The following is a 12610-nucleotide window of genomic DNA, read 5'->3' on the forward strand; positions in this document are numbered from 1 at the left end:
ATCGCGGCAGGGGGACCGGAGCCCCGACCTCCCGCCCGTGAAAGGTCCGGCAACGCCAGGCAACGGACAGGTCGGCCCGCCCGGCAAGACGTCGCCGGGTGCTGCACCGACCTTGACGGCCGCGCCTGTGAACGCTAACAATGAGCTGCATCACGGATCGGAGAACAATGTCGCAGAGCGCGGAGGGCACCGGGCCGCACCGGGCCCCCACCATGGCGGACGTCGCCCTGCTCGCCGGGGTGTCTCACCAGACCGTGTCCCGGGTGCTCAGCAACCACCCCAATGTGCGCGACACCACGCGGGCCGAGGTACAGCGCGCGATCGAGCAACTGGGGTACCGGCGCAACTCCGCGGCGCGGGCCCTGGTCACCCGACGCACCCTCACACTCGGCGTGGTGGCCTGCAACCCGACGCTGTTCGGGCCGGCCAGCATGCTGTTCGGGTTGGAGGAGGCGGCCCGCGACGAGGGTTACATGGTCTCGGCGGTGACGCTGCGCCGCTACACCCCCAAGGCGCTCGCCGAAGCGATCGACCACCTCAGCGACTGGGGGGTGGAGGGAATCGTGGTGATGGTCCCGCACCGCCCGGCCGTCGCGGCACTGGCCGAACTGCGCCTTCCTTTCCCGGTGGTGACGGTCGAGGGCGGGCACGACCTGCCGATTCCCGGTGTCTCGGTGGACCAGGAACTGGGCGCCCGGCTGGTGACCGGTCATCTGCTGGCCGCCGGGCACCGCACGGTGTGGAACGTGTCCGGTCCGCCGGACTGGCTGGAGGCCGGGGCCCGGGTGGACGGTTGGCGCACCACGCTGGAGGAGGCAGGCGCGGAGGTGCCGCCGCCCCTGGTGGGGGACTGGACCCCGCTGTCCGGCTACCGCGCCGGACAGGAGCTGGCCGGCCGGGTGGTGGCGGGCGGGTCGCGGCGCCGCTCGCCGGACGTCTCCGCGGTGTTCGTGGCCAACGACCAGATGGCTCTCGGCGTCATGCGCGCCTTCCGTGAGGCCGGCCTGTCGGTGCCGGCCCGGGTGGCCATCGCCGGGTTCGACGACATCCCGGAAGCCGAGTTCTTCGCGCCGCCGCTGACCACCGTCCGGCAGGACTTCGCCGCGGTCGGGCAGGCCAGCATCCGTCTTCTCCTCAACTGGCTGGGGTCGGGCGGAACGCCGCGCAGGGACGAGCGCGTCGTGATCGACCCCCGCCTGATCGTCCGCAGCAGCACCACTCCCACCTGACCTGACACGTACGCCCGCGCGAGGAGGTTCCCGGTGACCCGCCGGGGCCTCCCGCGCATCTGGAGACAGCCATGACGACCGATACCCCCGCGCGCAGTGCCCGGGACCGCTTCGGAACCCGGTCCGGCCGTGTCCTGCTCGTCACCGCCGGGGCCTGCCCGGGCCGCAAGCCGGCTCTCGCCGCGGTTTTCTCCCGCCCGCGCGCTGGGTACCGCTTCCCGCAGGACCGCTTCGGCCGCGGCGACCCCGTCGTGCACCCCTCGCGGCCCCCGCACGCCCACCCCCGCCCATCCATCCCGCCGACGTCGAACTGTTAACGCTCCCACCAAGTGTTAGCGTTCACTGGTCCCCTTTTGAGGTCGCCCGTCATGAGCCCCTACCCCACGCCGCCGCCATCCCTCGCCGCGGTCGCACCGCTGCGCCAGCAGGTGAGCGATCTGCACCGTGAACTGGTCCGCTACCAACTGGTCGTCTGGACCGCCGGCAACGTCTCGGCCCGGGTCCCCGGCCTGGACCTGTTCGTCATCAAGCCCAGCGGGGTCGACTACGACCGCCTCACCGCCGACAGCATGATCGTCTGCGATCTCGACGGCACCGTGGTCGACGGCGATCTGGCGCCGTCCTCCGACACCGCCGCGCACGCCTATGTCTACCGCCGCCTGCCCGAGGTCGGCGGGATCGTGCACACCCACTCCACCTACGCCACCGCGTGGGCGGCGCGCGGCGAGCCGGTGCCGTGCGTGCTGACCGCCATGGCCGACGAGTTCGGGGCCGAGATACCCGTCGGACCGTTCGCGCTGATCGGCGACGACTCCATCGGCCGGGGAATCGTCGACACCCTCCGAGGGCACCGCTCGCCGGCCGTGCTGATGCGCAGCCACGGTGTCTTCACCATCGGCAAGGACGCCCGCGCGGCGGTCAAGGCGGCGGTGATGTGCGAGGACGTGGCCCGTACCGTGCACATCACCCGGCAACTCGGCGATCCGCTGCCCATCGCCCCGGCCGACATCGATCGCCTATACCACCGATACCAGAACGTCTATGGCCAGTCCACGGCCACAACTGACCCAGGAGCCAGCCGATGACCGTTCCAACTCGTCCCGAGGTGTGGTTCCTCACGGGAAGTCAGGGCCTGTACGGGGAGGAGACGCTCGCCCAGGTCGCCGAGCAGTCCCGCAGGGTGCAGGAGACGCTGGCGGCGGTCCCCGGCCCTGACGTGACGGTGGTGTGGAAGCCGGTCCTCACCGACTCCGCCGCCATCATGGCCACGGTGCTGGCCGCCAACGCCGACCCGTCCTGCGTCGGCCTGATCGCGTGGATGCACACCTTCTCCCCGGCCAAGATGTGGATCGCCGGGCTGGACCTGCTGCGCAAGCCGCTGCTGCACCTGCACACCCAGGCCGACGCCGGACTGCCCTGGTCCACCATCGACATGGACTTCATGAACCTCAACCAGGCCGCGCACGGCGACCGCGAGTTCGGGTACATCCAGTCCCGGCTCCGGGTGGCCCGCAAGACCGTGGCCGGCCACGTCTCCCATCCGCAGGTCGCGGCGCGTATCCACGCCTGGATGCGGGCCGCCCTCGGTTACGGCGCGCTGCGCAACCTGCGGCTGGCCCGGTTCGGCGACAACATGCGCGATGTCGCGGTCACCGAAGGGGACAAGGTCGAGGCGCAACTGCGGTTCGGGGTGTCGGTCAACACCTACGGCGTCAACGACCTGGTGGAGATCGTGGACGCGGCCAGCGACGCGGCGGTCAGCGAACTCGTCAAGGAGTACGCGACTGCCTACCGCCTGGCGCCCGAACTGGCCACCGACGGTGCCCGGCACGATTCCCTGCGGTACGCGGCCCGGATCGAACTGGGCCTGCGCGCCTTCATGACGGACGGCGGCTTCGGCGCCTTCACCACCAACTTCGAGGACCTCGGCGGGCTGCGGCAGCTGCCGGGACTCGCGGTGCAGCGCCTGATGGCCGACGGCTTCGGCTTCGGCGGCGAGGGCGACTGGAAGACCTCGGCGCTGCTCCACACCGTCAAGGCCATGGCCGCGGGCCTGCCCGGCGGCACCTCCTTCATGGAGGACTACACCTATCACCTGGAGCCCGGGAACGAACTGATTCTGGGCGCGCACATGCTGGAGGTCTGCCCCTCCATCGCCGCGGACCAGCCGTCGTGCGAGATCCACCCGCTGGGCATCGGCGGCCGAGAGGACCCCGTCCGCCTCGTCTTCGACGCCATGCCGGGACCCGCGGTCGTGGTGGGCCTGGCCGACATGGGCGACCGCTTCCGCCTGGTGGCCAACCAGATCGAGGTGGTGGCGCCGGCCGAACCGCTGCCCAAACTCCCCGTGGCCCGCGCGGTGTGGCGTCCCGCCCCCGATCTGCGGACCTCCACCGAGGCGTGGCTGACCGCGGGCGGCCCGCACCACACCGTGCTGTCCGGCGCCGTGGGCACCGAGGAACTCGCCGACCTGGCCGACATGCTCGGTACCGAACTGCTGCTCATCGACGGCGAGACCACCATCCGGCAGTTCACCAAGGAGATCCGCTGGAACCAGGCGTACTACCGCCTGGCAGGGGGCTTGTGAAAGAGGACTGTGACCAGCCCGCGGACCTGGCGAAAGGTGTGCACCGGAGGGTCTTCGCCCGGCGGGGACCCCTGGGGAGACTGCCGCCGCCCCTCAGCCTGACTCGGAGCGCCCTATGCCCACTGTTTCCCGCTCGGTCGCGGGTACGCTGCCCGACGGCCGCACCGTCGACCGATGGCGGTTGGCCACGGCCGGCGGAATCAGCGTCGACACACTCACCCTGGGCGCGAGCCTGCACGCGGTCCGATGCCCGGACGCGGGCGGGCGGGTCGCCGATGTGGTGCTCAGCCCCTCCCGGCTGGAGGACAAGCTCGGTCCCGCGCGGTACTTCGGCGCGACCATCGGCCGTTACGCCAATCGGATCGCGCACGGCCTGCTGCCGACCGCGGACGGCACCGTGCGACTGGGGTCCAACGAGGGCGGCACCACCTTGCACGGGGGTCCGGAGGGCTTCGACACCCGGCTGTGGGCCGCCCGTGCGATCACCGGCGGCGGCCGGTCCGGCGTGGAGTTCCACCTGGTCAGCCGCGACGGTGACCAGGGCTTCCCCGGCACCGTGGAGGTGACGGTGGGCTACACCCTCGGTGAGGACGGCGCCCTGCGGATCGACTACGCGGCCGCGAGCGACGCACCGACCGTGGTCAATCTCACCAACCACACGTACTGGAACCTCGCGGGTGGAACCGACGACACGATCCTCGACCACGAGCTGCGGGTGGCCGCGGACCACTTCCTGCCCGTCGACGCGGAACTCATCCCGCTGCCCGGGCGGCCCCGGGCGGTGCTCGGCACGCCGTTCGACCTCACCGAGCCGCGCAGGCTGCGCGACGTACTGGGCGCCGCCGACGAGCAGTTGGGCCTGGCCAGCGGGGGCCTCGACCACAACTGGGTGCTGCGGAGGCCCGGTGGCGGCGCGCCGGAACTCGCGACGGTCTTGCACCACGCCGCCACCGGACGCCGACTGGAGTGCCTGACCACCGAGCCAGGGGTCCAGATCTACACCGGCAACCAGTTCTCCGGCACCGGCGCGGAGCCGGCCGTCTTCTCCCCGGTCCGGTACGGCGCGGTGGCGATCGAGACGCAGCACTTTCCCGACTCACCCCGGCGTCCTGACTACCCGTCGGTCTGGCTCCGGCCCGGCGCCGACTACCGGTCCACGACGGTCTTCCGCCTGTCCACCGACGGAGCCACCCGGCCGCCGGCGGGACGACCGTGGAGCAGTGGTTGCGTTCGGGATACGGACGACTTTTCTTCCGTGTAACACCTTGACGCGGCGTCAGTGAACGCTAACAATCTCAGCCAAGCAAGGAAGTAGGAGGAGGCGAGCACTGATGTCGACCACGGGGCGTCGAGCAAGTCCGCCCGCCAGGAGGGCGGGTGGAGTGCGGTTTCCCGGCGGCGGCGAGATCGGTGCGGCGTGTTCCCACTGCAGGAGGCCGTGGTGACCGGTGGATCTGGTGACCTCGTCTAAAGATCTCGCGGAACGTGCGCTCATGTCGGTGCGCAGCCGACGCTGCAAAGACGATCTCACAAACTGTGAGCGCTAACAGAGGCCATTCGGTCCTCGGAACAGGATAATGATCATGGGTGATGTGCGGTCCGGACGCAGGAGAGCCCGTCTCGGAGCTGTCGCGGTTGTCGTCGCGATAGTGGCCGGTGCCACGGCGTGCAGCAAGACGGGTGCGGGTGGTGGTTCGTCGGACGCCGGGAAGGCGGCGAGCACCACGGCCGCACCGGCGATCCAGGGTGACATCACGTTCAACGACGCCAGTCTGGCGAAGATCGACGCGGCGTTGAAGGCGGCGCTGGCCGGGAAGGACCTGTCGAAGCTGCACGAGGCGATGGTGGTCAATGTCGCGGTCGACTACTGGAATGCGGGCAAGATCGGCTTCAACAAGGGCTTGTCCGATCTCGGTGTCAAGGGCACGTATCAGGCGCCGGCCAACGGGCGGTTGGACCAGCAGCTGTCGATCATCCAGACGCTGCGGGGCCAGGGCATCACGGGCCTGAGCGTGTCCGCGATCGATCCGACCGCGATCAAGGCGCCGATCGCGTCCGCCAACAGCGCCGGCATCCCGGTGCTGGCCATCGACTCCCCGCTGCCCAAGGAGGACGGCGCCGCGCTCTACCTGGGCACCCCCAATTACCAGGCCGGCCAGAAGGCGGGCGAGGCGATGAAGCAGGCGCTCGGCGGCAAGGGCCAGGTGGTGGTCCTGGTCGGCTCGCTGACCACTTCCAACGCGGTGGAGCGCATCCAGGGCTTCGAGGACGCGCTCAAGGGCACCGGCATCAAGGTCGTGCAGAAGCTCAGCGACGGCATGGACGCGGCCAAGGCGCTGACCAATGCGCAGACGGTGATCCAGACCAATCCGAACATCAACGGTCTGTACGGGGTCTATTCGTACGACGGCCCGTCGGCCGGCCAGGCGGTGCAGGCCGCCGGCAAGTCCGGCCGGGTGAAGATCGTCTCCGACGACAGCGACCCGCAGACGCTGAAGTTCATCCAGTCCGGGGTCATCCAGGCCACCGTCGTGCAGGAGCCCTACCAGCAGGGCTACACGGGCGCGTATCTGCTGGCCGCCTTCAAGGTCCTCGGCAAGGAGGCGACGCTGAAGATCGTGCAGCCGTACCTCGAATCCGACGGCACGACACTGTCCTCCGGGGTCGGCCTGGTCACCGGCGGCAACCTGACCGACTATCAGGGCAAGCTCAAGGATCTGGGAATCGGCTGATGGATCCGTCCACCGACACCGACACCGACACCGACACCGACACCGACACCGGCACCCACACCGGCACCGGCCCCGCGGCGAACGGCGGGGCCCGCTTTGACCACGCCGTCTCGCTGCGGGACGTCAGCAAGTCGTACGGGCCGGTCAAGGTGCTGGACATCCCCCGGCTCGACCTGGCACGCGGGAAGATCGCGGCCGTGGTGGGGGAGAACGGCGCCGGCAAGTCCACTTTGATGGGGGTGCTGTCCGGCACCGTGACTCCGACGACCGGAACGATCGAGATCGCCGGTGAACTCCTGCAGACCGGACGCCCCGACCACGCCCGGCACCTGGGCGTGGCCCTGGTGGCTCAGGAATTCCCGCTGGTGGGCCAGTTGAGCGTGGCGGAGAATCTGCTGCTGGGCCGCCGCCCCGCGGGAGCCGGCACCGGCGTCCTGCGCCGGACGGTCTTCGACAGGGGCGGCACCAGGGCGGAAGCCAGACGACTGCTCGCAGAGGTCGGTGTGACGGGGGTCGACGTCGACCGGGCGGTCGAGCGTTTTCCGGTGCCGGTGCGGCAGATGATCGAAATTGCCAAAGCCCGGGGCCACCGGCCGGTGGTCCTGATCCTCGACGAGCCGACGTCCTCGCTCGGGCCGGTGGAGGCCGAGCGGGTGCTGAACCTGGCCCGTGAGCACGCCGCCGCCGGCGGAGCGGTGCTCTTCATCGGTCACCGTCTGGACGAGGTGCGGGCGGTCGCCGACCGGGTGATCGTGCTGCGCAGCGGCAGGCTGGTGGCGGACCTGGCGCCGGGCGAGGCGACCGAGGAGCGGATGATCCGGGAGATGGTCGGCGCCGACCTCGCCCGCGCCGACCTGGCGCCCCCGTCCTCGGTCGAGCGCGCCACGACCCTGTCGGTGCGCGGCCTGACCGCGGACGGACTCGGCCCGGTCGACCTCGACGTCAAGGCGGGGGAGATCGTCGGTGTCGCCGGGCTGATGGGATCGGGACGCAGCCGGCTGCTGCACACCGTCATGGGCGCCCAGCCCCGTACCGGCGGCACCGTGACATTCGAAGGCGTCGACTTCCGCCCCCGGCACCCTGCCGACGCGGTCGCGGTGGGCATCGGCATGGTGCCCGAGGACCGCAAGGTGCAGTCGCTGCTGCCGGCCCACTCGGTGCGGTGGAACGTCACCCTCACCACGCTGCGGCGGATCAGCAGACGCGGCGTGCTGCGGCCCGGGGCCGACAAGGAGCACGCCGCCCGGATCGTCGAGGATCTCGGGGTACGGCTGCACAGCCAGGAGCAGTTGATCAGTGACCTGTCCGGCGGCAACCAGCAGAAAGCGGTCTTCGGCCGCTGGCTGGCCGCCGACCCCAAACTGCTGCTGCTGGACGAGCCCACCCGCGGTGTGGACGTGGGTGCCAAGGCGGAGATCTACGGGCTCATCGACGCGGCAGCCGAGAAGGGCCTGGCGGTGCTGGTCGCTTCCTCCGAGCTGGAGGAGCTCATGTGGATCTGCCATCGCATCGTGGTGATGGCGCACGGCCGGGTGGTGGCCGACATCACCCGCGACCGATTCGGCAAGGAGGCGATCATGACCGCGGCGGCCGGCACGCAGTCCGGGGCGGGCACACGGGGGAAGGCAGGCGCATGAGGACCGACGATTCCCTGCTCGCGGCCGGCGCGGGCGCCAGTACTCACGGAAGGGCCGACAGATGACCACCGGTACCGCACCGGCGTCCACCGAGGCGGACGCCGGGACCGCGGCGCGCACCTCGTTCGCCCGGCGGCTGCTCGAAACCCCCGAGGTCGGCGTGGTGGCCGCGTGCGTCGTGGTTTTTGCCGCGCTCGCGCTGGACAAGTCGACCTTCGCCAGCGCGGTCAACCTCCAGGGCATGGGCTTCGACCTCGCCCAGTACGGGCTGATCGCCATCGGCGAGTCCCTGGTCATCCTCACCGGCGGCATCGACCTGTCGGTGGGTGCGCTCCTGGGCACCAGCGTCATCCTGATGTCCTGGTTCAACGTCCGCGCCGGACTGCCGCCGGTCCTGGCCGTCCTGGTGACGCTGGTCGTCGCCGGCACCGTCGGGCTGATCCACGGACTGGCCGTCACCCGGCTGAAGACTGGCCCCCTTCGTCGTGACCCTGGTGACCTACACCGTCGCCCAGGGCGTCACCCTGGCCATCACCTCCGGCACGTCCATCACCGGTATCGGCGGCCTGTTCGGCGACATCGGCCAGACCTACGTCACCCAGATCCCGCTGCCGCTGATCCTGTTCGTCGTCGTGGCCGCGATCGCCTGGTTCTTCCTGGAACGCACCTACGCCGGCCGCCAGGTGTACGCCGTCGGCGGCAATCCCGAGGCGGCCCGGTTGGCCGGCATCCGCGGCGACCGGCGGATCGTCTCGATGTACGTCACCAGCTCGCTGCTGTCCGCCTTCGCCGGGATCATGGTGCTGGGCCGGATGGGCGTCGGCTCCGCGAGCGGGGTCGGTGTGGGCTGGGAGCTGTCCGCCATCGCGGCAGCCGTCATCGGCGGCGTCAGCCTGGTCGGCGGCCAGGGCCGCATCGTGGGCATCGTGGCCGGCACCGTCCTGCTGGAACTGATCAACAACGGCCTGACCACGCTACAGATCAACTCCGACTACACCAACATCGTGCTGGGCTGCGTCCTCGGACTGGCCATCACCGCCGACCGGCTCCGCGCCAGAAGCGTCACCAAACGCGGCTGAACCACACACCAACCCGCGCCGCGCCCCCTTCCGCGGCCCAAGCCGGTGGGGCGGCCCCCGTTACCTGACGCGGAGCCGCCCCACCTCCGTCCGACGCGCTGGATCTTCCCCAGGTCGTGTCCCGGCTTGTGTTCCGCCGCGCGCCCCGGTTTTGTCCCGGGGCGCGCGGCGGATTCCGCGGTGTGTCGTGCGGTGCGGTGTCCCGGGCCGGCTGTGGGCGGGGCCGGCAGCCCGGTTGTGGTGCGGGCCGGGCTGCCGGGGGGCGGGGTGGGTCGGTGGTGCCGGTGGTGTGTTGCCGGTGGTCATCCCAGGGTCCACTGCTGGTTGGACGCTCCGGTGCAGGTCCACAGTTCGACCAGGGCGCCGTTGGCGGTGGAGGCGGAGGTGACGTCGAGGCAGAGGCCGGACTGGGCGCCGCTCACGGTGCCGTTTGCCCGCACCCACCGCGTGCAACGCCCCACCGGCCCCCGGGGTGCCACTGCCCCCCGAGGACGAGCACGCCGGCCGCTGCCACGGCCAGGCCGGCGGCGAGAGCGCCGAGCCGTGATCGTCGCAGGCGGGACGGGTGGATGTCCGGAGTCATACCAGCTCCAAGCGTGGGGGAGGGGAGCCTTTGACCGGTGCGAGATGTGCGGACCACCGGGAGGTGCGATCGCGTGCACGGATGGCAAGAAGCATCGGCGGCGTGCCCGGTCGCGGCAGATCCGCTCTCGCACGCGACCCGATCCGGCAATCGGGAAACCGGCAGGGGCCGTGAGACGTCAGACAAGCAAACCCGCCCGGGGACGTCAACAGGAAACACGTAATCACGCTCCGACCCGACCGGATGGACGGCTGGGCGTGGCCGGCCGGCGGATCGCGAGCCGCTGCGCTGTGACGGCTGTTGACAGAGCGCAGGGCAGGGTGCACGCTGCCGCCGTTGGCCCTTGAGCGTCGGAGCCATCGCAGACCGGCATCTGCTCTGGCGATTGTTAGCGCTCACAAAATACCTTGCCCCCCCACATCGGCAGGAGACCGTATGAACGACCGAGCGCGCCATTCACCTGACCGCGGGAATCCGGGAACCGGTCGGCGGGTCCCCGCGTCGACCGCCCCGGCGCCCCGGGCGGTCGTGGCCCCCTGGCCCCTGCCCCCGCCCCCTGCCCCCGCCCCCTGCCACCGTCGTCACCCGCCTGATCGCCGTGGCCGGGGTCATCGCGCTGATGCTGTTCGGGGCGCTGGCCTCCGGCGCGGCGCCGGCGAGCGCGGCGCCGGCGGCTTCGGCGGTACCCGCCGCCACCAGTCAGTTCCACGGCGTGAACTGGGCGGATCCCAACGACAACTTCATCACCGGTCCGAACATCCCGGTCGGCCTGTCGACCTCGGACACCTACGCGACCACGTACACGAAGTCCACCGCGATCCTCGAGGGCTTCCAGGGCCTGGGCGCCAACACCGTCCGCCTCGGGTTCAACGCGGCCACCACGTCGGGCACCTGGTGGAACAGCTACACCGCCGCCCTGGACGCCGCCACCGCACTGGGCATGAACGTCATCGTGGCCCCGTGGCTGCAGGGCGGGAAGGTCAGTGACACCGCATCGTTCAATCAGATGTGGGACACCATGATCAACAAGTACGGAGGGCACGCCAACTTCTACTTCGACATCATGAACGAGCCGTACGGCTACAACGCGAGCGACCTGACCACCTTCGAGGCCAACTGGCTCGCGCGCTACCCGAGCCTTCCCCGTAACCACGTGATCGTGCCGGGCCTGTACTCCGACGGGAACCTGTGCGCGGTCGGCGGCGACTCGCGCCTGTCCGGCACGCTGCTGTCGATCCACATCTACGGCATGTTCGGGGACTCGCACACCACCGAGGCCGCCTGGGTCAGCGACTTCACCGGCAACCTGTGCGGCTACGCCAGCCGCGCGGTGCTGACCGAGTTCGGTGTTCCCATGAACACGGGGGTCAACTACAACGGTCCCAAGGACGGCGTCAACGACCTGTCCTACCTCTACGCGATCACCGACACCGTGCGGAACCTCGGAATGGGTTCGGTGCTGTGGACCGGCGTCAAGCAGGCCAGCCAGACGCAGGGCCCCGGACCGTGTGAGAACGCCTCCTGTGCGATCACCACGCTGGCCGGCTCCGGTACCAACCTGTCGGTCGGCGTCACCAACCAGTCTGGCCTGGACCGCCTGCAATGGGGCTGGGGGACCGGTACCAACCCGGGCGGCGGCTCCGGCGGTGGCGGCACCTCGACGGTCCTGCGCGGCGTCGGCTCCAACCGCTGCCTGGACGTGCCGAACTCCAGCACCGCGAACAACACCCGGACCGAGATCTGGGACTGCAACGGCGGGGCCAACCAGTCCTGGAGCCTGAACTCCGCCAAGGAGCTCGTCGTCTACGGCAGCAAGTGCCTCGACGCCGCCGCCTCCGGGACCACGGCCGGCACCGCCGTGATCATCTACGACTGCCACGGCGGAGCCAACCAGCAGTGGACCCTCAACGGCGACGGCACCGTGGTCAACGCGCTGTCCGGCCTGTGCCTGGACGTCACAGGGGCCGCGACCGCCAACGGCTCCCTGACCGAGTTGTGGAACTGCACCGGCGCCGGCAACCAGAAATGGACCCGCCAGTAGGGCCCCGGGCCCCCTCGGACGCGCGCCGACGCCGGACGCCCGGCGCGCTCGTCTCCCGGCGGTCCGGACGCCCCCTGGGCTCCGGGCCGCCGCAGGACCGCCCGGCCGCGGCCCACCGTTGCCCCGTCAGGTGGCGAGGTGGACCTGACCGTCCGGACCCCCTCGCCGCAGCCGACGAGGGGCAGTTCCAGCAGGCGCCGCGGAGCTCGCGGTCACCCAGCAGGCCGTTTCCCAGCGCATCGCCGCACCGGAGCGGAACCTCCGGGTCCGGCTGTTCACCCGGACCTCCCGCGGCGCCGAACTCACCGATCCGGCGTTCGGTGCGCGTCGGGGTCCGCCGCGGGCTGTGGTGCGGGCGCGAGGAGCGGGCGCTCATGCCCACCTCGCCCTCCCGGCGGTAGCGGCCCGCCCACCGCCCGGCCGTGGTCGGTGAGACCTGGAAGCTCTCGGCTGCCCGTCGCAGCCGCCGGCCGTCGTCCACGACGCAGCGGGCCGGACGCAGCCAACCGGTCTCGGTCAGGGGTGCATTGCGGTGGGCCATGAGGGCCCTTCGCAACCTCCATGAACAGAACACCTAGAGCGGGCCGGACACGGCGGGGAGCACCTCCGGAAGGTCCGGCCCCGCCCGGCGGACCGCCGTCCGCCGGGCGGCCGGGGCGTGCGAGTGCCGATCCGCCCGAATGCACCCCGAGGGCCCGGGTAGGAGGCGAATCACATCTCGT

Annotated in this window: 8 protein-coding genes and 4 pseudogenes; 10 read left to right on the forward strand and 2 right to left on the reverse strand. The window is 70.9% G+C overall.

Annotated elements, in window-relative coordinates:
* Window positions 1–167: 167 nt before the first annotated feature.
* The 8 genes and pseudogenes from GA0115240_RS29225 (at window position 168) to GA0115240_RS38795 (ending at window position 9264) form a co-directional block, all read left to right on the forward strand.
* Window positions 168–1229: a LacI family DNA-binding transcriptional regulator gene (locus GA0115240_RS29225; RefSeq protein ID WP_093741280.1), complete on the forward strand. Its 1062-nt coding sequence runs from the start codon at window positions 168–170 to the stop codon at window positions 1227–1229.
* 368 nt (window positions 1230–1597) lie between these two features.
* The gene (locus tag GA0115240_RS29230; protein ID WP_093741282.1) at window positions 1598–2314 is read left to right on the forward strand and encodes an L-ribulose-5-phosphate 4-epimerase; all 717 of its coding nucleotides are present in this window, start codon (window positions 1598–1600) and stop codon (window positions 2312–2314) included.
* Window positions 2311–3816, forward strand: coding sequence for an L-arabinose isomerase (gene araA / locus GA0115240_RS29235; RefSeq protein WP_093741284.1), 1506 nt, complete (start codon window positions 2311–2313; stop codon window positions 3814–3816). Before GA0115240_RS29230 ends, araA begins: the two co-directional genes overlap by 4 nt.
* A 115-nt stretch (window positions 3817–3931) precedes the next feature.
* Window positions 3932–5077 carry an aldose epimerase family protein gene (locus tag GA0115240_RS29240; protein ID WP_093741286.1) on the forward strand — a complete coding sequence of 382 codons (1146 nt, stop codon included), beginning with the start codon at window positions 3932–3934 and terminating at the stop codon, window positions 5075–5077.
* Between the two features lie 388 nt (window positions 5078–5465).
* Window positions 5466–6548: a substrate-binding domain-containing protein gene (locus GA0115240_RS29245; RefSeq protein ID WP_256070059.1), complete on the forward strand. Its 1083-nt coding sequence runs from the start codon at window positions 5466–5468 to the stop codon at window positions 6546–6548.
* The gene (locus GA0115240_RS29250; protein ID WP_093741290.1) at window positions 6548–8185 is read left to right on the forward strand and encodes a sugar ABC transporter ATP-binding protein; all 1638 of its coding nucleotides are present in this window, start codon (window positions 6548–6550) and stop codon (window positions 8183–8185) included. The genes GA0115240_RS29245 and GA0115240_RS29250 overlap by 1 nt, the downstream gene beginning before the upstream one ends.
* 241 nt (window positions 8186–8426) lie before the next feature.
* Window positions 8427–8597: pseudogene (locus tag GA0115240_RS38790) on the forward strand (ABC transporter permease); the annotation flags it as partial.
* A gap of 73 nt (window positions 8598–8670) precedes the next feature.
* Window positions 8671–9264, forward strand: coding sequence for an ABC transporter permease (locus GA0115240_RS38795; protein WP_256070060.1), 594 nt, complete (start codon window positions 8671–8673; stop codon window positions 9262–9264).
* 302 nt (window positions 9265–9566) lie between these two features.
* On the opposite strand, the pseudogene GA0115240_RS38800 reads toward GA0115240_RS38795, so the two are convergent.
* Window positions 9567–9698: pseudogene (locus GA0115240_RS38800) on the reverse strand (RICIN domain-containing protein); the annotation flags it as partial.
* A gap of 747 nt (window positions 9699–10445) precedes the next feature.
* Here GA0115240_RS38800 and GA0115240_RS29265 point away from each other — a divergent pair.
* Both GA0115240_RS29265 and GA0115240_RS38805 read left to right on the forward strand, forming a co-directional pair.
* Window positions 10446–11888: a ricin-type beta-trefoil lectin domain protein gene (locus GA0115240_RS29265; RefSeq protein WP_256070061.1), complete on the forward strand. Its 1443-nt coding sequence runs from the start codon at window positions 10446–10448 to the stop codon at window positions 11886–11888.
* A gap of 161 nt (window positions 11889–12049) precedes the next feature.
* Window positions 12050–12195: pseudogene (locus tag GA0115240_RS38805) on the forward strand (LysR family transcriptional regulator); the annotation flags it as partial.
* Here GA0115240_RS38805 and GA0115240_RS29275 read toward each other — a convergent pair.
* Window positions 12196–12429: pseudogene (locus GA0115240_RS29275) on the reverse strand (leucine zipper domain-containing protein); the annotation flags it as partial. It lies immediately after the preceding pseudogene.
* Window positions 12430–12610 lie beyond the last annotated feature (181 nt).

The sequence above is a fragment of the Streptomyces sp. DvalAA-14 genome, assembly GCF_900091855.1.
GTDB lineage: Bacteria > Actinomycetota > Actinomycetes > Streptomycetales > Streptomycetaceae > Actinacidiphila.

What these genes read in the sequence shown, in the direction of transcription:
- GA0115240_RS29225 (WP_093741280.1), top strand. Translation starts at nt 168, where the DNA reads ATGTCGCAGAGCGCGGAGGGCACCGGGCCGCACCGGGCCCCCACCATG.
- GA0115240_RS29230 (WP_093741282.1), top strand. Translation starts at nt 1,598, where the DNA reads ATGAGCCCCTACCCCACGCCGCCGCCATCCCTCGCCGCGGTCGCACCG.
- araA (WP_093741284.1), top strand. Translation starts at nt 2,311, where the DNA reads ATGACCGTTCCAACTCGTCCCGAGGTGTGGTTCCTCACGGGAAGTCAG.
- GA0115240_RS29240 (WP_093741286.1), top strand. Translation starts at nt 3,932, where the DNA reads ATGCCCACTGTTTCCCGCTCGGTCGCGGGTACGCTGCCCGACGGCCGC.
- GA0115240_RS29250 (WP_093741290.1), top strand. Translation starts at nt 6,548, where the DNA reads ATGGATCCGTCCACCGACACCGACACCGACACCGACACCGACACCGAC.